A 20,627-nucleotide genomic window follows, 5' to 3' on the forward strand; every position below is an offset into this window, starting at 1 on the left:
CCGTGCGACTGGGGTATGAGGTCCGAATCGGATTACTCTACAAACCTGGTAGCTACTGTATTACACCTTGGAGGATGTGCGCTCATCCGGCGCGTGAGGTTCGTCAGGGGTTGAGCTCTTCGTGGCCGGAGCGATTCCCAGGGATGTCTGGATGTGATGATCCAGCTGTGTGGGGAGATCCATATCGTCAGGACTCAGGATCAGTTGATACTGCAGTCCGTCCCACAGCGCGACGAGCCACACGGCATCGAGCCGTGGATCCGGAGACCCGGAGTCGCTGTTCGCGATGAGGCCCTCGAAGTAGTCGATCGTGCGGGAGTAGCGATCGGTGAAGTAGGCGTGCGCTGGATGGTCGGGGTGAATGGCCTCGGTGGAGAGCACGGCGTACATGTCTACGAGCCCTCGCTCCACGTCCAGATCCCGGCGCGCCTCATCGCCGAGCTCTGCGAGCTCCGTGCGCGCATCCATGTCCCGCTGACCGCGCCGATGAACGAGCTGCTCGTCTCGGTGGCGAAGCACCTCCGCAAGCAGGCCCGCCTTGTGTCCGAAGTGGTGGAGAAGTGTGGACGCGGAGATGCCCACCTCGGATGCGAGCTGCCGGATGGTGGTTCCGTGGTATCCGTTGCGGGCGAAGAGCATGGTGGCGTCTTCGACGATTTCCCGCCGACGGGAGCGACCACGCGCATAGCCGAACTGGTCGGGGATCAGCGATTCCGGGGATGCGGGGGCCGTGCGGGAGGAGGGTGTTGACGGCCGGGCGTGCGATGGATCGAGGCGCGCCTGGACGATTCGAGCGGGATCGAGCGACGGGAAGTATGCCTGCAGTACGAGCAGCCCCTCCCACGCGGCGACGAGCCCTTGAGGGGTCAGCGAGGTCGAGGCGGAACGCTGGATGAGGAGGCTCTCGGTTGACTCGAGGAGCTGCCTGTGGTGGCAGGCCGCGGACGGTGATGGTGAATCGGTCGTCAATGCGAGGCTCAAGAACTGTACGGACATCGAGCGATAGTCCGGGATCTCCAACAGGTTTGCCCAGGAATGGACACCAGTCGACATCTGCAGTCCGGTTTCCGCGCAGAACTCGGCTTCCACCGCTGTCATCAGCGCATCCATCGAGCGGAAGTGGCCGAGGAGCCCGGGGCGCGTGATCTCAGATGCAGCCGCGATGTCCTCGAGTGAGACCTGTGCGCCGCCTCGCGAGCCGATCAGCGCTCTGGCTGAAGCGAGAATCCGCTGTCGCGTCAGCGCGGTCGATGCGGTGCGGGACGAAGCGTGCTCGGAAGATCTCACCGTCTCATGATCGCACGCGCGTTTCATCTACGAATAGATCGGCATTGACTTACAATTTGTTCGAATTTGCGTTACTCTGGTCCGAGCCCACCCCCTTCGGGCGCGACCAAGGAGTCGACGATGACTGAACCCTCCACCACCACGCCTCTCACCCGGTCCCTGCCGGCCGGCCCCGTCTCTCCGGCGTATCTGCCGACGCTGGGTCTCGCCAACTTCGGCGTGTACCTGGCGCTGCTCACACCCGTGTTCGTCTCACTGGCCTTCAAGCTCGAGCACATCACCGCGAACCGCGGCGAGTCGGTCGCCGCGCTCAGCCTCGTCATGGGCGTCGGCACGCTCTTCGCGATCATCTTCAATCCGCTCGTCGGGCGCCTGTCGGACCGCACCATGTCGCGCTTCGGTATGCGACGGCCTTGGCTGATCCTCGGTGCCGTGGTCGGATTCGCGGCTCTCGTGACGATCGGTCTGGCGAGCGAGGTGTGGATGGTGCTCGTGGGATGGTGCGTCGCGCAGGCCGCCCTCAATGGCACGCTGGCAGCGTTGAACGCCACCATCGCGGATCGCATGCCGGTATGGAAGCGCGGCCTCGCGTCAGGAATCATCGGGATCACCACGTCGCTCGGCATCCTGGGCGGAACGTTCGCGGTCAACTTCCTCGACTCGGATCTCTCGCGATTCGCGGTACCCGCGCTCATCGGTCTGGTGTTGACGGTGCTGTTCGCGATGCTGCTGAAGGATGGGGTGCGTCTCACGCCGCCGTCGACGAGCTACGGCTGGAAGGACTTCGCCGGATCCTTCGTCTTCAACCCTCGCAAGAACCCCGACTTCGGTTGGACCTGGCTCACGACATTCCTGGTGATGTTCGGTTACGCCGGTATCGCCACCTATCTGCCGCTCTATCTGACCGACAAGTTCCTCCTGACGGAAGCAGAGGCCATCACGGCCGTCCTGATCTGCAACCTCGCGGCAGTCGGCGCGCAGGCGATCTCCGGGCCGCTCGCGGGTTACCTCTCCGACAAGCTCGGGCGCCGGAAGCCGTTCGTCCTCGCCGCCGGCATCATCATGGTGGCCGGGCTCGTCGTGCTCGCCTTCGCGCCGACCGTCGAGATGGTGATCGTCGGTCAGGGACTGATCGGACTCGGCATCGGGTCCTTCCTCTCGGTCTCGCTCGCCCTGGCGACGCAGGTGCTCCCCGATGTCGAAGACACGGCCAAGGACCTCGGCGTCATCAACATCGCCAATGCGCTGCCGCAGTCCATCGCTCCGGCCATCGCACCGGGAGTCATCGCGCTGGGCGCGGCGACCGCGATCGGCGGCTACTCGTTGTTCTACCTGGTCGGCGCGGCTGCCGCATTGGCGGGCGCAGTTCTCATCTTCCGAGTCAAGGGCACGAAGTAAGGCGCACTCATGGATTCCGACAATCAGAGCATCGACGTACGCTTCCGCGACAGCAGTCTTCCGGTCGAGGAGCGGGTGGAGATCCTCCTCGCCCAGATGACGCTGGAGGAGAAGGCCGGCCTGTTCTTCCACGCCATGATCTCGATGGGGGAGGACGGTGCACTCTCCGATGGTGATGAAGAGTTCGACCTCCCATCGAACGCGGAGTATGTGTCACATCGGCACATGAGTCACTTCAACCTCCTCACCGGAGGGTCGCCGGAGGCGATGGCGCGCTGGAACAATCACATACAAGACCTAGCGCTCACCACGCGGCTCGGGATTCCGGTGACGGTGTCGACCGACCCTCGGAATTCCTACAGCGACAATCCGCTCGCCGGACTTCTCGCCGGGGCGTTCTCCGTGTGGCCGGAAGCCCTGGGGCTCGCCGCGATCCGAGACGAGGGCGTCGTTCGGCAGTTCGCTGACATCGCTCGCCAGGAGTATCTCGCCGTCGGCATCCGTGTTGCTCTGCACCCGCAGATCGATCTCGCCACCGAGCCGCGCTGGGCGCGCCAGCTCGATACTTTCGGTGAAGACGTCGAACTGACGAGTCGGCTCGGTGTCGCGTACATCCAGGGCTTCCAGGGCGAGGCGCTCGGACGGGACTCGGTCGCGACGATGGCCAAGCACTTCCCGGGCGGCGGGCCGCAGAAGGATGGCGAGGACCCGCACTTCGCCTACGGACGCGAGCAGGTGTATCCCGGCGGTCGGTTCGATCTGCACTTGGAGCCGTTCCGTGCGGCGATCGCCGCAGGTGCGTCGCAGATGATGCCGTACTACGGCATGCCGGTCGGCACGGAGTACGAAGAAGTGGGCTTCGGGTTCAACCGCTCGATCATCACGGAACTTCTTCGCGAACAGCTGGGCTTCGACGGAATCGTCTGCACAGATTGGGGTCTGATCAACGACGCGACGGTCGAGGGAGAACCATTCCCCGCGCGGGCCTGGGGTGTGGAAGACCTCACCCCGCGGCAGCGGATGCGCAAGGCCGTCGATGCGGGCGTGGATCAGTTCGGCGGAGAAGCATGTCCCGAGATGCTCGTCGAGTTGGTTGAGGCGGGTGAAATCTCGGAATCTCGGCTCGATGTCTCGGCGCGCAGGCTCCTCGCCGAGAAATTCGTGCTCGGTCTCTTCGACGACCCGTACGTCGATCCGGTGGAGGCGTCTCGTGTGGTCGGTGCGCCCGCGTTCATCGCCGCGGGCCTCGCGGCTCAGCGTGCGTCGTTGACGCTGCTCACGAACCGTTCCGAGGGTGGGCGCTCCGCTTTGCCCGCCGCGGAGGGACGGCGCCTGTACGTCGAGGGCATCCCCGAGGATGTCGCTGCGGAGTACGGCACTGTCGTCACCGATCCGCTCGAGGCGGACCTCGCCATCGTGCGCATCCATGCACCGTATGAGAAGCGCTCCACGGCCTTCGAGAACTACTTCCATGCGGGCTCGCTCGCGATGGATGACGAGACCGTGTCGCACATCGCTCAGCTGAGCGCGTCGACAACCACGGTCGTCGATGTCTTCCTCGATCGTCCGGCGATCCTCACCCCGATCCTGGAATCGGCGCATGCGGTCGTCGCCAACTACGGTGCCCACCCGCGCGCGGTGCTCGACGTGCTGTTCGGTCACGATGCGCCGAGGGGTCGCCTCCCCTTCGATCTGCCGTCCAGCATGGCGGCGGTCGAAGCATCGCGCTCAGATGTTCCGTTCGACACTGCTGACCCGCTGCTGCGCTTCGGACACGGATTGGGGTACGGGGTGCGCTGACCCGCCCGCCCGCACGAACGACCCTGTCCGCGTGATCTCCTCACGCGGACAGGGTGCCAGCAAGAATGAGCAGCATGGGGATCGTGGCGACGGCGAGCACGGTCTGAATGCCGGTGATGGCCGCCACGAGCCGAGTGTCGCCCCCCATCCGCGATGCAAGGACGGTGGCGCTGGGCGCAGTCGGGACCGCCGTGATGAGAATGATGCTCGTGAGGGTCGCGCCGGTGATTCCGAACGCCAGCGCGATGGACATCGCCGCGAGCGGCAGCGCGAGTAGTTTGAGGAGAACAGCGGTACCGACATCGACCAGGTCTCGCGGGCGGAACGTGAATCGCAGTGCGGCGCCGGCGACCATGGTGCCGACGACGAGGGCGGGGGCCGCGATCATCTCGATCGTCGTCTGCAGGACCGCAGGCATCTCGATGTCGCCCAGATTGAGCGCGACTCCGGCCAGGCAGGAGAGGATGAGGGGATTCGATGCGAGATCTCTCCACAGCGCGAGGCGCCGCCGTCCTGTGTCCCTTTTGCCGAAGAGCGAGAGCGTCGTGACGCAGATCACGTTCACCAGCGGTACGACGATGGCGCTGGCGAGTGCGAACGTCGCCACTCCTTCTTGCCCATGCAGCGCTGATGCGAAGACCAGCCCGACGTAGGTGTTGATGCGGATGGAGCCCTGCATCAGGGAGGTGAGCTGGGGGCCATTCGCTCGGGTGAGGAGCGCCACACCGACCGACAGTGCGGCTACCAGCAGCGTGGGAATGCCGACGCTGAGCGCAAGCGGCCCCGCGGGCACGGCCGCGAGATCTGCGCCGCTGATGGAGGTGAGAAAGAGCGCGGGAGTGAAGACCCAGTAGCTCACCCACGACAGTCCCGTCCAGAACCCGGCGTCTGTCAGCACGCGCCACCGAAGGATCAGACCGCCCCCGAGGAGCAGGATGATCGGGGCGATCCCCGTGGTGATGACGTCCATCTCCTCACTGTGATGCAATGGGTCAATGCAGTTCAACCATGACAACATGACCGGCCCGCTGCTCGCCGCGGATCTCGTGACCCTCGCACGGCGGGGCTGGGACGTCGGCGCTGCGGCCACCGTTCTTGCGGACCATGAGATCCGGCGGGCAGAGCTGGACAAGCGCGACGGCGAGCAGCTACGGGAATGGGCGGATCAGATCGTCCCGGTGTTCCTCGCTGCAACAGCAGACGAGCGTTGCGACACCATCAATCGCCTCCTCCTGGCCGGCGCAACGAGTCCGTATCTCACGACCCACGGCGGGCTCCGTCCGCACCTGCACTTCGCCCCTGATGCCCAGGATGTCGTCGCACGTGTGCGTGCTGTCACCGCCGGTGGGCTCGCGCTCTTCGTCGTCGAGTCGGAGGGGTCTCGTCTGGGCGTCTGCCTGCGGGATCGCTGCCCTGTCGTGTACGTGGACACCAGTCGTAATGGACGGCGCTCTTACTGTTCGGCGAAGTGCGGCAACTACGATGCCGTTCGCCGCCACCGGGCCCCGGTCAGTCAGCGGTGAGCGTAGGCGTCGGTTCCTCATCGAGGCCGAAGAGGTGGGGCGGGACGGTCATCGCCCAGGCATTCATCGCGTCGAGCACCGGGCGCAGCTGCATCCCCACCGGCGTCAGCTCGTAGACGACGCGAGGAGGGATCTCGGCGTAGGCGGTGCGGGTCACCAGCTCGTGCGCTTCGAACTTGCGCAGTCGGCTCGAGAGCGTGTGGGCACTGATTCCCGGCAGTGCCGAGAGGAGCTCGTTGAACCGGTGCGGCTTCTTCAGAAGCTCGCGCACGATGAGCGTCGCCCAGGGGCCGTCGAGCAGGCTGAGGAACCGCGCGACGCCGCACTCCTGCAGTGCGCAATGATCGAATCTCATGGGCTCAGGATACGGCCTTCAGTGCATGAGATGTACTCGTTGCGTTCGGTGCAGCAATGGCCTCTACGCTTCTGAGCTGCCGGTGGGATGACGCGTGAACGCGGCCGCGAGATAGCGACCGGTCGCGCTTTCCGTCGCAGCGGCGATCTGCTCGGGAGTGCCAGTCGCAACGATTCGTCCCCCGGCGACTCCGCCGCCAGGCCCCATGTCGATGACGTAATCGGCGTTCGCAATCACGTCGAGGTCGTGCTCGATCACGATCACCGTTGCTCCGCGTTCGAGCAGTCGATCGAGCACCCGCAGGAGCACGCGCGTGTCCGACGGATGAAGACCGACACTGGGTTCATCCAGAACGAAGAGCGAATCGGACTGATCGCGCCCGAGTTCTGTGGAGAGTTTCAGCCGCTGCGCCTCTCCACCGGACAGCGCGGGGGTGTCTTCGCCGAGCGTGAGATATCCGAGCCCGAGATCCATCAACGTCTGCAGCTTCTTCCGCACCTTCGCAAGGTCCGTCACGTGCGGCAATGCCTGTGCGACGGTGAGCCCGAGAAGTGCGGGAAGCGAGATCGGCGGAGCATCGGATCCGGCTCGCCGGATCGCGTGGCCCTCAGCGCCGTACCTGCTACCGGCGCAGTCGGGGCACGAGATGTCGACATCAGGAAGGAACTGCACATCCAGGACGACTTGGCCGGTGCCCTCGCAACGTGGACAGCGCAGAGACCCGGTGTTGTAGGAGAAGTCGGCGGCCTTGAGTCCGTGCGCCCGAGCATCGGGTGACGCCGCATAGGCCTTGCGGAGATCGTCCAGGGCTCCGCTGTACGTGGCGATGGTGGAGCGCACGTTCGTGCCGATCGGCGCGGCATCCACGATGTGTACGTGCGCGATGCCAGGCGCGGTGAGATCGAGGACATGTGCAGGGCGGCTCGTATCGCCGATGAGCGATTGCAGCGCCGGGACCAGGCTCTCCAAAACCAGGGTGGTCTTCCCCGAGCCTGACATCCCCGTCACTGCGGTCAGGCGACCGCGAGGTATCGCGCTGTCGAGGGGGTGCACGGTGTGCAAAGCCCGCGTGCGCAGTTCCATGCGGCCATGAGCGAAGACATCTCCCTCTTCGGCGCGGTCGCGCACCAGCAGCGGCTCACGATCGGCGAGGAATCCGCCGATCAGCGATTCGGGCAGTGTGCCGAGGTCTGCCACAGTGCCGGCGGCGAGGATAGTGCCGCCGGCAGCCCCTGACCCCGGGCCGATCTCGATCATCCAATCCGCCTCGCGGAGCACCTGCACGTCGTGGTCGACGAGTACCACCGAGTTGCCGTTCGACAGCAGATCGCGCATCACTCCGATCAGGCCGTCGACGTTCGCCGGATGGAGTCCCACGGACGGCTCGTCGAGGACGTAGAGGACCCCCGTGGTCTCATTGCGCACGGCTCTGGCCAGTTGCACTCGCTGCCGTTCCCCTGTCGAGAGGCTCGAGCTGGAGCGATTGAGGCTCAGGTAACCCAGACCGAGTTCGATCAGTCGCGTCGCCATCTGCGCGAACTGGCCGATGATCGACATGGTCATCGTCTGCATCTCCTGCGGGAGAGTCGCGGGGATGCTCTGCAGCCACGGCGTGACGTCGTCGAGAGACATCGCGGTCACCTCGGCCAGATTCCTGCCGGCGACGCGGGGGAGTCTCGCCGCGTCGCTCAGGCGCGTGCCCTGGCAGGCCGTGCACGTCTGCGACGTGATGAACCTGTTGACTCGGGCCAGCCCCTTCTCGCTCTCCGCATTGTTGAGCGCCTCCTGAACCGCGAGTCGCGCGTTGCGGTAGGTGAAGTCCAGCTCGAAGAGCTTGCCGTTCTTGGAGCGCACGGCGATGTGCTTCTTTTCTTCCGGACCGTGCAGAACGATCTCCCGCTCAGCGTCGGAGAGCTCTGCATAGGGAACATCGGTGCGCACGCCGAACTCGGCGACGACCTGCGGCATCACGGTGAGGCCGAACATTCCCCACGGGGCCACGGCGCCCGCGGCGATGGTCAACGACGGGTCGGGTACGAGGGAGCGATCGTCGACGGCCCGGACGATGCCCGTCCCGGTGCACATCGGACACGCACCTTCGGAGTTGAACGCGAGCGTCTCTGCACCGGGCGGGGTGAAAACCGCCCCGCATTCGGGGCACACCAGGTCGAGGTTGGCGGCGACGTCGATCGTCGGCTCGAGTCGGTGCCCCTTCGGGCACACATGCGAGCCGAGCCGGGAGAACAGCACCCGGATGACGTTCAGCAGTTCAGTCGACGTGCCGAAGGTCGACCGCACACCCGGAACTCCCGGACGCTGTCGGAGTGCCAGAGCGGCCGGGACGTGGCGCACGGAGTCGACATCCGCCCGCGTCGCCTGCGACATCCGTCGCCGCGTGTAGGTGGAGAGCGCTTCGATGTAGCGCCGGGAGCCCTCCGCGTAGAGCACTCCCATCGCGAGCGACGATTTGCCGGAACCGGATACCCCGGCGATCGCCACCAGGCCGCGCAACGGGACATCGACGTCGATGTTCTTGAGGTTGTGGACGCGTGCCCCGCGGACCTCGACGACATTGGGGGACCCTGGCTGATGTGTTCCGTCATCGGCGAATCGCATCCGTGGCCTCCTCGGGATCAGTGCCGGGTCGACGCGGCTTCCTCGTGAACTTTACCGTCGGCGACGTGGGTGGCGGATTCGGCGTAGTCAAGACCATGCCCGCACCGGAAGAGCGGCTCCTCGGTATCGAAGGGCACATCCTCCCGGCTCTGCTCGACCGCTTCCATGGAGGAAGGGAGATCGAACGGCAGGCGCCCCTTCGGGGTGACTACTCCCGTCAGAACATCGATCACGGCCGCATCCGACGCCCCGTAGTTGACGACGATGGCAGCTGCGTGATCCGCCAGCGGTCCGAGCACGGTCGCGCGATCGAGGGTGATCGCGACGATGGTCGGTGCTGCCTCGCACACAGCGACGAGCCTGTCCATCTCCGCCGTGGGGAACTCGAGAGAGCCCGCGTGGAAGAAAGCCTCGAATCCCACCCCTCGCGATTCGAACGGTGAGCTCAGGCGGAGGATGCACAGATCGGCGGCAGCAGGATCATCGACGATGTCCCAATCGAGTCCCGGCGGAACAGTGAGGTTCTCCGCGTAGACGCGGCGCCGTCCTTCGGTGACGGGCAAGGTGGGTGTGCCGCCGGGATCGCGTCGATTGGTGAGAACTGTCATGGCTTCGCGTTGAGCCTTCTCGCCCTCCTGCCGGAAGTCTGCGGAGCCGGCGATCTGAATCGCTTGCTTCGGGTCGGCGTAGGGGGATTCGAAGAGCCCCAGACGCAGCTTGAGAGTCATGAGGCGCACAACGGATTCGTCCACACGAGTTTCGGAGACCAGCCCCTTGCGCACGGCCGCGACCAATTCTTCCGTGCACATCTCTCCACCGAACTGGTCGACGCCGGCATCGATCAGGCGGGCGATCCGTTCCTGGCGGGTGGTGCTTTCGAGCCCCCACGCCCGAGCGGGCATGTCGCTGCCGAGGATCTCGACATCGGTGAGCAGCCCGAAGTCTGTGCACACAGTCCCGGTGAAGCCGAGTTCCTGTCGGAGGAGACCCGTGACGATCGCCTTCTCGAACGCGAACCCCACTTCGTCGAACTTCGTGCCTACCGGCATGCCGTAGTAAGGCATGATCTCCGCGACGCCTTCATCGATCGCTGCTCGGAACGGCTTCAGATGGTACTCGAACCGACCACCCGGATACACCTGTTCCTTGCCGTAGACGAAGTGTGGATCCTCGCCGTCTTTCTGAGGGCCGCCACCGGGGAAGTGCTTGGCCATGGCAGCGACGGAGTGCGACCCGAGCTCGCCTCCCCGGAGCCCGCGGATGTACGCGGCGCCGAGTGCCGACGTGAGCTCGGCATCTTCACCGAACGTGGCTCCCGCGCGAGCCCACCGCGGCTCGGTGGCGACGTCGATCTGTGGGTGCAGTGCGCCGCGGAGTCCCACCGCCACATACTCCTGTCGAACGATGTCGGCGAAGCGTTCGACGAGTTCCGGTGAACGCAATGCCGCGAGACCCAAGCTCTCGGGCCACTGGGAGAACATGCTCGAGAGCGCAGCGGTGCCGGGATTCTCGATGAACCCGTGTCGGGGATCGCTGGAGAATGTGATCGGAATCGGCAGGGTCGATCCCAACGCGAGCTCCTGAGCCTCGTTGACCCATTTCACGAATCCCGCGGCATCGTCTGCGTCGCCGACGACATAGAGATCGGTGATGCGGTGATTGATGACGAGCGAGGTCAGCGAGGGGAAACTGAATGCCGACGAGGGACGGCCCACGGGACCGACCGCGACGATCGCTCGGAACATGGCTCCGGCCTTGTCCTCGAGGGTCATCCGCGAGACCAGATCCCTTGCGCGTTGCTCGGGGCTGAGGGTCGGATCCTGGTAAGGATGGCGAAGGGTGGGCATCAACGAACTCCTCTGACTCGGAAGACCAGTACGCCGCCGGCGATGGCGACAAGCCCCGCGACGACGAACCACAGTGTGTAGCCGGCGCCGAACAGCGTCTGTCCCAGGGGGATGAAGATGACGCCGGCGATGAGCGGTGCGACCATCGCGGGCAACGTGTTGGCGATGTTCAGGATGCCGAGGTACTTCGCGGTGTTCCCATCGTCCGGAAGCACGTCGATGCACAGGGCGGCATCCACCGCGAAGAACAGACCCATGCCGGCGCCGATAAGGGCTTCGGCGACAAGGATCACCGTGAGACCGCCTGTACCGAAATTCGGAGAGACGGCGAGAAGCAGGATGCCGGCGCCTGCGAGGACGCCGCCGATCGAGACGAACACGCGACGCCGTCCCGCGACATCCGACAGCTTCCCGCCGATGATGCTCACCGCGATCATGAACGCGACCGAGACGAAGGTGGCTGAGAGGTTGAACTGCAGCTGCTCAGGGATGTCCATGTCGTAGCTGGTCGCGAGGAAGAGAGTCAGGTAGGTGCCGACCGCCCCGTACCCGAGCATGATCATCGCCTTGGTCAACCACGCCCATCCCAGATCCGGCATGCGTCGAGGGTTGAAGAGGAACGTGCTGATGAAGTTGAAGAACGTCATCGGTGCGTTGGGGCGCTTGGAGCGCACCTTGTCCTTGAGGGTGAGTGCGAACAACAGCCCGAAGATGAGCCCCACCGCTCCCGGGGCCGCGGCTCGCCAGAAGTCGTTTGGGAGGAAGTTCAGGCTGGTCGCTCCGGCGAGGATCGCGATCGGAACCGCTGCTCCAGCGAGTCCCGAGACGTATCCGCGTCGTCGCACGGGAACCTGATCGGCGAGCGACGCCGCCTCGGCGGCCTGAGCGAAGTTGGTGAAGGTCTGAGCGGCGCACCAGGCGACCGTGAGCACCACGACATTCGGAGCGAGTCCGACGCCGACGAGGCTCAGGAAGGTACCGACCACGCCGATCACGATCCACGGTCGGCGCATGCCCCAGCGCGAGATCGTCGCATCGGAGAGTCGCCCGGCGATCGGCTGCGCCACAAGCGCGAACAGAGCGCCGATTCCCGTGACGAGGCCGAGCTGGAGAGGAGCGTCCTCGAGGCCGACCAGCGACTGCAGCTTCACCGAGAGGCCGCCCAGGATCGGCGTGAGTATCGCGAAGAAAAGGCCGGTGTACGCCAGGGAGAAGGTGATGGCATAGCCGCGGGGTTCCCGTGGGCCACGGGGCCCTGAGGTGGAGTGGGCCTCGGGGGCCGAGGGGGCCGGAGGCGCAGCGGATTCGGTGGACACGGAGACTCCTTCGTCAAAGTGAACTGCGGGCGCCGGACGGGTCATCGGCGAGAACGCCACGCTAGCACAAAACCTACACTAGTGTTGGTTTTATGATCCCGATTAATGTTTACCCTGCAGAAGGAGAGTGGTGACACTGAGTACGGGCACGTATCCGAAGGGTGTGGCGCGGCGCGCAGAGATCGTGGAGGCCGCAACCCGCAGCTTTTCGCGCGCAGGCTTCGACGGCACCTCCATCCTCGAGATCGCCGGGGACGTCGGAATCTCGCGCGCGGGCCTGTTGCATCACTTTCGATCGAAGGAGGATCTGCTTCTTGCCGTTCTGGCTGAACGCGAGCGGATCGACAGGGCCGTGTTCGTCGAGAGCGGATCGCAAGAGCCTGGAGGTCTGGGTGTTCTTCGGGGGATGGTCAGGTTGGCTCGGCTGAATGAGGGCAGGCCGGCGATGGTTAGACTCTTCGTCGTGCTCAGTGCTGAGGCCACCGAGATGTCCCACCCTTCACACGAATACTTCCGCGAACACTTCTCCCGGATCATCGCCGGCACCTCGCGCGCGCTCACTCAGGTGCGAGGCGTCGGACTGCTTCGCCCTGGCATCGATCCCGAGAGCTTCGCTCGGGACCTCATCGCGTTGCAGGAGGGTCTGCAGTTGCAATGGCTCATGCATCCCGAGCGTGTGTCGATCGCGCGGCCGCTGGAAGAGTGGATCCAATCGGTCTTGCTCTGTCCGTTGTGGGGTGATGGGGGCTGAACCACCGTCACGCGGGTGTGACTGCGCCCTCGCGCCCGAGACTCGACGACCGTCGCGGCAGGTAGCCTGAGCGGGTGTCAGAGACTCCGCCTTTCAGTCCCACGATCGCGCTGCTCACCGTAGCTGCGGGTTGGCAGGAATCTTTCGCTGATGTCCTGAAGCCACTCGGGCTCACATCGCGCAAATACGCGTTGCTCGGACACATCCGTGCCACCCCGGGTATCTCGTTCAGCGAGCTGGCGCGCCGGTCGCGAATCACGGCGCCGAGCGCCCATATCGCGGTCGCCGCGTTGAAGGATGCCGGATTGGTCGACGATGCCACGGCACGTGCCGGTGCAGCGTCTCACCTGGAGGTCACCGGTCGAGGTGGGCGGCTCCTGTCGGATGCTGCTGCGAGGATCGCCGTGCTCGACGAGGAATTCGCCGCGAAGTATCCGCAACTCTCCGATGCCTTGCACGCCCATCTGATCGCGACGTTTGCGGGAGACCAGAACCTTTAGGTAATCTAAAGGTGTGGAAAACGTACTCCTGTCCGTGCACGTCGTCGCCGGCATCCTCTTCATCGGCCCCGTCGCCGTCACCACGAGTCTCTTCCCGCGATTCGCTCCCTCCGCGTCGAGCACTGCATCGGCCGCTGACGCTCCGGTCGGTGGAGTCGAACCGGCCAAGCTGCTGCATCGAATCACTCGTACCTACGGCATAATGGCGCTGACTGTTCCTCTCGTCGGCCTTGTTCTCGCCGCCGTGCAGGGGAGGCTCGGCGAGATCTGGATCACCATCGCCATGGTGCTCACCGCCGTCGCCGGAGCCCTGCTCGTGTTGAGGATCGTGCCCGCGCAGCGTGATGCGCTGGGCTCCGCGTCTGATCCCCGGCGACTCGCGAACCTGCGTGCACTGACGGGAGTCTTCAACTTGATGTGGGTCGCTGTCGTCGTGATCATGATCGTTCGGCCGGGTGCGGAATGAGACCCTTGCTGCGTACCCTCGAGGTGCTTTCCGGGCTCGAACTGCTGAGCATCGTTGTTCTGCTCGTCAATCTGTTCCTCGTACATGCTGACGGGGTGGCGCCTGCGATCGGCCCGGTTCACGGCGCACTCTACGTCGCCGTGGCGGTGACGGCGCTGTTCGGGCGCGATCTGATGCTGCGGACGCGCCTAATGGCTCTCGTTCCCGTGCTCGGCGGCATCCTTACGCTCATCAACGTGCGCGCGGAGAATCGCCGGTGACGTCGGCCCGACACTTCTTCCGCCGACCGTGCGCGGTGAGCGCCGCAGAGGCGCGGGTGCTCGTGACGGCCGGCGCCCTCATCGTCGACGTCCGGCGAATACAGGAGTGGCGGCGGCATCACATCCCGGGGGCGGTGCTGATCCCGCTGGCGCAGCTCGAGGAACGCGCGGGTGAGCTGCCAGAGGACCGGTTACTCATCACGTTCTGCACAGGCGGTTTGCTGTCGAGCGGAGCGGCGAACCTGCTTGGGGAGTTCGGGTACGACGCGGTGAACATGGCGCGTGGCCTGGTCGACTGGCGCGCCACGGGAGGCGAACTCGTTGCTGGGGATTGACCGTGATCCTCCTGCTGGCATCGGGGTGTGTGGCTAAGAAAGTGCGACTCAGGGAGATAACCGGGTTCTGAGCCACGTAGGTATGCGCCGAATAGTTGCGATAAGTGGTCTTATCGTCGGGAAAGGGCCAGACAGGGGAGTGGGATGGGACTGCGCCGATAGTCGGGATAACTGGTCTTATCGTGGCCAATGGGCCAGACGTTGAAGTGAGATGGGGCTGAGTAGGTATCTGGCGTCTGAGCAGTGCTCGAGCGGGATCGCGGGGGTGCGAGCGTCTGCAAAGAGGATCAGAGGTCCTGACGCCGCGATTAGGCTCACGACATGGGACAGGCTCAGCACTCAGGTGGCCCGCGACCGGTTGACGCGAATGAGTGACAGCTGGCTGCCGGAGCATCAAGAGCATGCGCTGTACACCGCTGCGCACGTAGATGCGCAGATTCTGCGGCTCGGGCAGATTCTGCATCCATACTTGGCTGCCGACCCCCTCAAACTGGCTCAGAGGCTGACGCCGACCACCGAGGAGGTCGTGCTCGCTTCGATCGCACCGCTGCCGCAAGCAGTGCCCCGGCTGTTCGCGGACGCTCTCAATCAGACCCGCAACCTCATGGAACACTGCCTGTTCGCGGAGGTCGAGTCGCAACTGGGGCGCGATCTGGATCGCAAAGAGGCTGCCCTGATCGAGGTACCGGCGAAGCTCTCAGCGGAAGCGTTCGATGCCTGGGCCTCCGATAAGCGACGCAGACCGTTAGGCGTCTTCGTCCGCGGGAGCGAGCTGTACGAACGCCTTCACCGGCTCCAGCCTTTTCACCGCCGAGACGTGGACATGCACCCCCTGAGACGTCTCGCAGAGCACACGAACTTCGCGAAGCACCGAGAGCCGAGCGTCACGCTGACCCGAGTCGGTCGGGTCGACCTCGAGGATGGGTCACACACCGCCTTGCTCGCCGGCGAGCAACAGGTCGCTGAGGTTGGCAGCGTTCTTGCTTCCGTTCCTCGAGGTACGAAGATGGGCGTCTCCATCTGGCCGGAGGTGGTTGTCCGGAGACCTCACACCGGTACGGTGTACACCCTCATGCACGAGGTGGGGCAGTTGGAAGAATGGGTCCGAGAGCAGGCCGTTCCAATCCTGGTGAGAGGACGCACAGACCTGCCGAAGATCCCGCCGAACCTCGACCTTTCACGCGGGTACGCGTCGTTCTCCGACGCGTGGAACGCCGCCAGCCGGGACGTAGCCCACACGCGCCTCACCCGACGTATGGCTGGTGAAGGCGTTAGACGCGATCTCCTCGAAATGCTCGCCGAATCCTACGGCGATGACAAGCGAACCGCCTTCGCGGGCTGGCTCAGCACCCTCGACGAATCGGAGGTGCTGGTTCTTTTCTCACCCGGCAGCGAAGCCGCGCTTCGGGGAGATCATGCAACCATCGAGCATCACCTGCAGCTCTGGCGTGAGCGAGCTGGCGTCGCGATTGACGCTGACTCCGCCCGGTAGCAGCGCACTGCTACCGTCAAGCCATGCCGAAGCAGATGGCCATCGAGGCGTTCCGTGAGCAGCAGTGGGCTGATCGCTACGCGGCTCACGTCGCGCCTGTGAACGAGTACGTCGACGAACTACGCGAGGTGGGTCGAGGCTGGGCGCCGTACGTCGCTCCCCTCCATGGTGGAGTCGAGGCCCGGGTGCTGAGCATCCTGCGCGACCCAGGCCCGGCCACGCAGGACGAGGTCGGCAGTGGGTTCATCTGCGTCGAGAACAACGACGGCAGCGCCGAGCTGCAGGCGGTCTTGCTCGAGGAGGCCGGGGTCTCGCCCTTCGAGTTGCTCCCGTGGAACGCCTACCCCTGGTACATCAACCGCGCTCCGAAGGCGTCAGAGCTGGATGCCGGAGTCGAGACGATCCTGCATCTGCTGGAGCTCGCGCCGAAGGTGAAGATCGTCCTGCTTCAGGGCGGTGACGCAGACCACGCCTGGCGGCGACTCTTGCACATCGCCCCGACTATCGAGCGGGATCGTGGGCTCACGGTCGTGCGCACGTTCCATCCGTCGCCGCAGGCGTTGTTCGTGCGCGATCTCGAGGAGCGGGCAGCCCGCGTGGCGCGGCGACGCGAGGCATTCCACGAGGTGGCGGCGCTGCTCGCCTGATCATCGCGAGGGCGTCAGCGCGAAATCGAGGCCTCACGTACTCTCGCGGCGTCCGCCTGGCGGTCGAAGCGCTGCAGCCACTGGAGGTGGTAGCCGGAGGCTGAGTGACGGCGACCGCGGTGGTTGCCCGCGATGACGAGGTCGGCGTATCGCGAGAGGAGCCCGTCCCAAGAGGTCGCGATGGCCGGCGGGACGAGCTGCACCTGGGGGAGTGACTCGGCAGCGAAGCTGGACTTCCGGGTGTTGCACATCGCGTGCAGGGTGGTGAGGTTGTCGACGTCGCTTGAGCCGCCGCTGGCGTGGGCGAGCTTGTGGTCGGCTTCGGGGGCGAGGGCCCAGTATGCCGGGTGCACAGTTCCTCGGCGGTAGTGGGCGTAGTAGGGGAGCGCTTCGGGGAAGACGTCGCTGATCGCGACGAGGACGCAGCGGGGGATCGTCTGGCCGCCGCAGTAGGTGCAGAGGAATCCGTCTCGGAGGAACACCCGCGCTCTTGTGCGGTCGGAGACGCGGCGCGACGAGCGATCGGTGATTCCGGCGGCGGTCGTGCCGTGGAGGGTCAGCATACCCGTCCACACTTCGCCGGCGATGGGGGCAAGGCGCTGCTCAGCCAATTCGAGCGACGGCAGAGCCTCGGCGACGCCGGCGAGAGTCTCGCTGTACAGGGCGACGGCGTCGTCAGGCAGAGCATCAACCGCGACCGTCACGCGGGATCCAGCTCTGTCGTCGAGGGGTCATCCGTCGCGAACTCCCGAGATCGCATGACGGCACCGACTCCGAGGAAGCCCGCAAGGCGGACGGCGTCGTTGCCGCCTCGGAGCCTGTTCAGGGTGAACTTCGCGGGGAACTGCTCGAGCAGATCGTTCTCGTCAGCGAACGAGCTCTCGGTTTTGAGGGCGAAGATGCGGGTGGTGTCGAGCGCGCGGAAGCTGTCGATCGAGATGATCGACTTGTCGACGTCGCCGAAGATGAGGCGATCGAACTGCTTCTGGGTGGTCCAGTGCTGACGGACGCGCTTGGCGATGCCGGTCCAGCTGTTCGTTGCGCCGACATAGACCTGTGCGTACTCGTCGAGCACCATCACGTAGAGCCCGGCGACGCCGTCCCACTTCGTCAAGTCCTTCACCTCGACCATGCCGCGCTGGCTGGCGACGGCCGATCGCAGAGCTCGCTCAAACTCGTCGCGGTCGAAGGATGCGAAGTGGGCCATGTTCAGGTCGAAGTTCTGAAGGGCGCGCTCTCGGTGCTCCTCGCACCACTCGTCAGTGAGGATGCGGTGCTCGGCGTCTTCATAGACGCTGTCGAGGGCGTCCCAGAGTTCCGGGTTGTCGTCGCGGTGCCAGCGAGGTGACGACGAGCGCTTGTTGATCGTCGCGTAGACATCGCGGGAGATGCGCAGACCGAGGCCGCGGGTGCTGCGCACCGTGGTGCCGAAGTGCGTCGCGGTCTCGGTGCCGCCGGCGCGCGGTCGGCCTCGGCGGGGATCGCCACCGGGACTCCCCAGACCTTCCGAGAGAGCCGCGTCTGCCAGCGATGCCAGATCAGCGTGTGTCCGGAGTCGACCAGCGCATGCAGGGTCGCGTTCGCGTCAGCGCCGATGCCGACGTCGAAGATGCGCGCGGGGTCGAACTCTAGGTGCTCGCCGTCAGGGATGAGACCTGCGGTGTCCAGACCCCACGGGTCAGCGTCACGGACGAGGTAGCCGGCGTCGGTGAGTTCCCGGCGCAGCTCTTGAGCCGCTTGGGTTCGCGGCGCCCACACGTGGGTCTCGCGCGGGGTGACGGTGACCTCGAGTTCTATCACCATCACCGCGATTTGATCTTGCAGAGCACCTGAGCGGCCTTGAAAGCCGCGTCGTCCTCGAGGATCGGCTCGGTGCGGATCACCTTCGCCGGCTCGTCCAGTCCGCTGTCGACCTGACGCATCCAGTACGCCCAGCACAGACCAGAACCGTCGGCCGGGCGGCCGTGCTTGGAGAGGAACTGGATGCCGAGCGGCAGCGTGCCATCGTCGAGCTGGACGTGCTCTCGAATCGCGGCGGCGATCGCGGTGGTGAGCACACGGTCATCACCGGTGAGGTCGGACAGCGTGAGAGGCCTCTCTGACTCGCCGTCCTTCGTGGGCCAGGGGCCGGCGAAGAGGTCATGGATGGCAGCGATCGTCTCCGTTGCCGAGGCGTCGATCCACCAACCATCCGGATACTCGATCGTGTACAGCGCACGTCCGTCGCGGAAGGCGCGGGGGAGCCATGAGGCCTTCATGTGATCAGACTCGTCCCACTCGGTGACGATCTCGTTCCAGTAGTCGTCGAGGCTCTTCCCCATCGCATCTGCGGCCGGCTGCAGCGCGCGGCGTTCGGCGTTGATGTCGGTGCGATAGGTCGCCAGCAGCTCCATGAACGCGGTGACGCGGTCGGCGCTGCTGTAGATGGTTCGTCCGATGGTGTCGTAGCGACTCCAGTTGCCGGGGTCATCGCTGGCTTCTCGCGGCTTCGGCGCCAGGGCCCCGTACGACTCTCGGGCGATCCGGAACGAGGACACCGGACCCGCAACGAGTGCGAGTCCGGTGTCCTGGCAGATCCGCCGTGTGCCCGGTTCAGCCACTGAAGCTGTCATCGATCAGGGCCTGAGCGGCGTTGCCCACGTCCTTGAAGCGGCCCTCGCGGATCGCCATGATCGGGGTTTCGTACTCGATCCAGGGGTTCGCGCCGATGAACCAGACTCGAGCGACGTGCTCGCCCTCAGCCTCAGCGACCTTCTGCCACTGCTCGTACGCGAACACGAGGCGCTTCACGACCTCGGGACCAGGCTGGGAGCCGGTCTCTTTCGCCCACTTGTAGGAGGCCTTCGTGTCCTTGGAGCCGGCGAGGGTCGAGACGAGCGTGCCACCCAGCGCCGCGTTCAGGCGACGGGTGACCTCGCGAACGTCGAGCTTGATCACTCTCTTGTGCGCGCCGTGCTTCGTGGCCGTTGCGATCGTCTTGCCGCTCATCAGCGTGCCTCCTGTCCCTTGACTCGTAGTCACACTCTACTCCCGTGACACTGGGAAAGCTATGAACGTGCCACTAAAAAACCACTACATCGACACGAGGCTACGCGGCGCGCACACGTCACGCGTCAGCGGTCCCGGCGATGAATGACTCGACGGCGTCGGCGACCTCACCATGACGGCCCTCGCGGATCGCCGTGATCGGGGTGTCCTCGCGCAGGTGCGGGTTCCCGCCGATGAACCACTGCCGGGCAACGTGATCGCCGTCTGATGCAGACAGGAGAGTCCACTGACGGTGAGCGAACGTCAGACGGTTCGAGGCGTCCGAGCGCGGCTCGGGGCCGTCGGCCCTTGCCCAGCGGATCGGGAGCTTGCGGTCCTTGGATCCAGCGAGGCCTGCCACAAGCGTCGGGCCGAGGGCTGCGTTGAGCTCGCGCACGATGTCGTGGATGTCCATACGCATGGTGCGGCCGTGTGCTGTCGTCGGGGTCAGGGTTTCCATATCGCCAGTTTACCGCCGTACTACCCTATAAGCCACCCTAGTTACACCCATGTGGTGGGGTCGACGGCGGAGCCGTTCATGCGACCGGCTCCGGCGGCGTTGGGTCATTGGGCTCGGCGGTGCGGGAGTTGCAGTTGCTCAGTAGGAAGAGTGAAAGTCCTTCCCTTTGCGGCTGTACTCGTTCTGTTTCTCCGAACACATTCTGGGCGATGTACCGTCGTTGAAAATCCATCGGCGGTACACGCCACCTACGGATAATTACCAGTTCAGAGATTAAATACGAGTTCGAACGTGGGAGAAGTGTGTACCGGCGATTGAAGGCGAGAGTCCATCGGCGGTACACGCAGGGGGCGTGTTTTGGCCTGATCTTTCAAGGGTTTGAGAGGAAGAGAGGAAGGTATGTGACCGATGTACCGCGAGATCCGAGAAAGTCCACACATGCGCGCATGCGCACACGTACGCATATAGTTCCGCCGAAACTGCGGTACATACGGTGCATAGCGCATTTTTCGCAGGTCAGCGTTCAGATCGGCCACAGTGGCGCTGG

21 protein-coding genes and 1 pseudogene are annotated in these 20,627 nt (G+C 65.1%); 10 read left to right on the top strand and 12 right to left on the bottom strand.

Annotation, left to right across the window (positions count from 1 at the left end):
- Positions 1-60: 60 nt before the first annotated feature.
- A complete protein-coding gene (locus ACZZZQ_RS10630) occupies positions 61-996 on the bottom strand; it encodes a TetR/AcrR family transcriptional regulator (RefSeq protein WP_463508095.1) in 936 nt (311 codons plus the stop codon).
- A 102-nt stretch (positions 997-1,098) separates the two neighbouring features.
- Positions 1,099-1,314: pseudogene (locus ACZZZQ_RS10635) on the bottom strand (helix-turn-helix domain-containing protein); the annotation flags it as partial.
- 93 nt (positions 1,315-1,407) lie between these two features.
- Between ACZZZQ_RS10635 and ACZZZQ_RS10640 the strand changes: the two are divergent.
- Both ACZZZQ_RS10640 and ACZZZQ_RS10645 read left to right on the top strand, forming a co-directional pair.
- Positions 1,408-2,685 (top strand): MFS transporter, encoded by a 1,278-nt coding sequence (locus ACZZZQ_RS10640; protein ID WP_463499156.1) that lies wholly within the window; start codon positions 1,408-1,410, stop codon positions 2,683-2,685.
- A gap of 9 nt (positions 2,686-2,694) precedes the next feature.
- Entirely contained in the window at positions 2,695-4,485 is a 1,791-nt protein-coding gene (locus ACZZZQ_RS10645) for a glycoside hydrolase family 3 protein (protein WP_311258519.1), read from the top strand.
- A gap of 40 nt (positions 4,486-4,525) precedes the next feature.
- On the opposite strand, the gene ACZZZQ_RS10650 is transcribed toward ACZZZQ_RS10645, so the two are convergent.
- A complete protein-coding gene (locus ACZZZQ_RS10650) occupies positions 4,526-5,455 on the bottom strand; it encodes an AEC family transporter (RefSeq protein ID WP_463507507.1) in 930 nt (309 codons plus the stop codon).
- A gap of 46 nt (positions 5,456-5,501) precedes the next feature.
- Between ACZZZQ_RS10650 and ACZZZQ_RS10655 the strand changes: the two genes are divergently transcribed.
- Positions 5,502-6,008 carry a CGNR zinc finger domain-containing protein gene (locus tag ACZZZQ_RS10655; protein ID WP_463507508.1) on the top strand — a complete coding sequence of 169 codons (507 nt, stop codon included), beginning with the start codon at positions 5,502-5,504 and terminating at the stop codon, positions 6,006-6,008.
- On the opposite strand, the gene ACZZZQ_RS10660 is transcribed toward ACZZZQ_RS10655, so the two are convergent.
- The 4 genes from ACZZZQ_RS10660 to ACZZZQ_RS10675 form a co-directional block, all read right to left on the bottom strand.
- Complete coding sequence (locus tag ACZZZQ_RS10660) at positions 5,995-6,363, bottom strand: winged helix-turn-helix transcriptional regulator (protein WP_285362845.1); 369 nt, start codon at positions 6,361-6,363, stop codon at positions 5,995-5,997. The genes ACZZZQ_RS10655 and ACZZZQ_RS10660 overlap by 14 nt on opposite strands.
- A gap of 63 nt (positions 6,364-6,426) precedes the next feature.
- The gene (locus ACZZZQ_RS10665; protein WP_311258520.1) at positions 6,427-8,979 is read right to left on the bottom strand and encodes an excinuclease ABC subunit UvrA; all 2,553 of its coding nucleotides are present in this window, start codon (positions 8,977-8,979) and stop codon (positions 6,427-6,429) included.
- A gap of 17 nt (positions 8,980-8,996) precedes the next feature.
- Positions 8,997-10,826 carry a glycoside hydrolase family 3 protein gene (locus ACZZZQ_RS10670; protein ID WP_311258521.1) on the bottom strand — a complete coding sequence of 610 codons (1,830 nt, stop codon included), beginning with the start codon at positions 10,824-10,826 and terminating at the stop codon, positions 8,997-8,999.
- Positions 10,826-12,142: an MFS transporter gene (locus tag ACZZZQ_RS10675; RefSeq protein ID WP_311258522.1), complete on the bottom strand. Its 1,317-nt coding sequence runs from the start codon at positions 12,140-12,142 to the stop codon at positions 10,826-10,828. The genes ACZZZQ_RS10670 and ACZZZQ_RS10675 overlap by 1 nt, the downstream gene beginning before the upstream one ends.
- A gap of 130 nt (positions 12,143-12,272) precedes the next feature.
- Here ACZZZQ_RS10675 and ACZZZQ_RS10680 point away from each other — a divergent pair, with 130 nt between their 5' ends.
- From ACZZZQ_RS10680 to ACZZZQ_RS10710, 7 genes are all read left to right on the top strand, one after another.
- Positions 12,273-12,893 carry a TetR/AcrR family transcriptional regulator gene (locus tag ACZZZQ_RS10680; RefSeq protein WP_311258523.1) on the top strand — a complete coding sequence of 207 codons (621 nt, stop codon included), beginning with the start codon at positions 12,273-12,275 and terminating at the stop codon, positions 12,891-12,893.
- A 74-nt stretch (positions 12,894-12,967) separates the two neighbouring features.
- Positions 12,968-13,393 (top strand): MarR family winged helix-turn-helix transcriptional regulator, encoded by a 426-nt coding sequence (locus ACZZZQ_RS10685; RefSeq protein ID WP_311258524.1) that lies wholly within the window; start codon positions 12,968-12,970, stop codon positions 13,391-13,393.
- 13 nt (positions 13,394-13,406) lie between these two features.
- A complete protein-coding gene (locus ACZZZQ_RS10690) occupies positions 13,407-13,859 on the top strand; it encodes a hypothetical protein (RefSeq protein ID WP_311258525.1) in 453 nt (150 codons plus the stop codon).
- Complete coding sequence (locus ACZZZQ_RS10695) at positions 13,856-14,119, top strand: hypothetical protein (protein WP_311258526.1); 264 nt, start codon at positions 13,856-13,858, stop codon at positions 14,117-14,119. The genes ACZZZQ_RS10690 and ACZZZQ_RS10695 overlap by 4 nt, the downstream gene beginning before the upstream one ends.
- Positions 14,120-14,154: 35 nt before the next feature.
- Positions 14,155-14,454, top strand: coding sequence for a rhodanese-like domain-containing protein (locus ACZZZQ_RS10700; protein ID WP_463507509.1), 300 nt, complete (start codon positions 14,155-14,157; stop codon positions 14,452-14,454).
- 367 nt (positions 14,455-14,821) lie between these two features.
- On the top strand, positions 14,822-15,946 hold the full coding sequence (locus ACZZZQ_RS10705; protein WP_311258528.1) for a hypothetical protein: 1,125 nt from the start codon (positions 14,822-14,824) through the stop codon (positions 15,944-15,946).
- 23 nt (positions 15,947-15,969) lie between these two features.
- Positions 15,970-16,593 carry a uracil-DNA glycosylase gene (locus tag ACZZZQ_RS10710; protein ID WP_311258529.1) on the top strand — a complete coding sequence of 208 codons (624 nt, stop codon included), beginning with the start codon at positions 15,970-15,972 and terminating at the stop codon, positions 16,591-16,593.
- 14 nt (positions 16,594-16,607) lie between these two features.
- On the opposite strand, the gene ACZZZQ_RS10715 is transcribed toward ACZZZQ_RS10710, so the two are convergent.
- From ACZZZQ_RS10715 to ACZZZQ_RS10735, 5 genes are all read right to left on the bottom strand, one after another.
- Positions 16,608-17,297 (bottom strand): HNH endonuclease, encoded by a 690-nt coding sequence (locus ACZZZQ_RS10715; RefSeq protein WP_463507510.1) that lies wholly within the window; start codon positions 17,295-17,297, stop codon positions 16,608-16,610.
- On the bottom strand, positions 17,294-18,013 hold the full coding sequence (locus ACZZZQ_RS10720; RefSeq protein WP_463507511.1) for a hypothetical protein: 720 nt from the start codon (positions 18,011-18,013) through the stop codon (positions 17,294-17,296). Before ACZZZQ_RS10720 ends, ACZZZQ_RS10715 begins: the two co-directional genes overlap by 4 nt.
- Before the next feature lie 382 nt (positions 18,014-18,395).
- Entirely contained in the window at positions 18,396-19,205 is an 810-nt protein-coding gene (locus tag ACZZZQ_RS10725) for a hypothetical protein (protein ID WP_311258532.1), read from the bottom strand.
- Positions 19,186-19,581, bottom strand: coding sequence for a hypothetical protein (locus tag ACZZZQ_RS10730; protein WP_311258533.1), 396 nt, complete (start codon positions 19,579-19,581; stop codon positions 19,186-19,188). Before ACZZZQ_RS10730 ends, ACZZZQ_RS10725 begins: the two co-directional genes overlap by 20 nt.
- A 118-nt stretch (positions 19,582-19,699) precedes the next feature.
- Entirely contained in the window at positions 19,700-20,080 is a 381-nt protein-coding gene (locus tag ACZZZQ_RS10735; protein WP_311258534.1) for a hypothetical protein, read from the bottom strand.
- Between the last annotated feature and the right edge of the window lie 547 nt (positions 20,081-20,627).

It is taken from the genome of Microbacterium sp. AC132, from assembly GCF_979258525.1.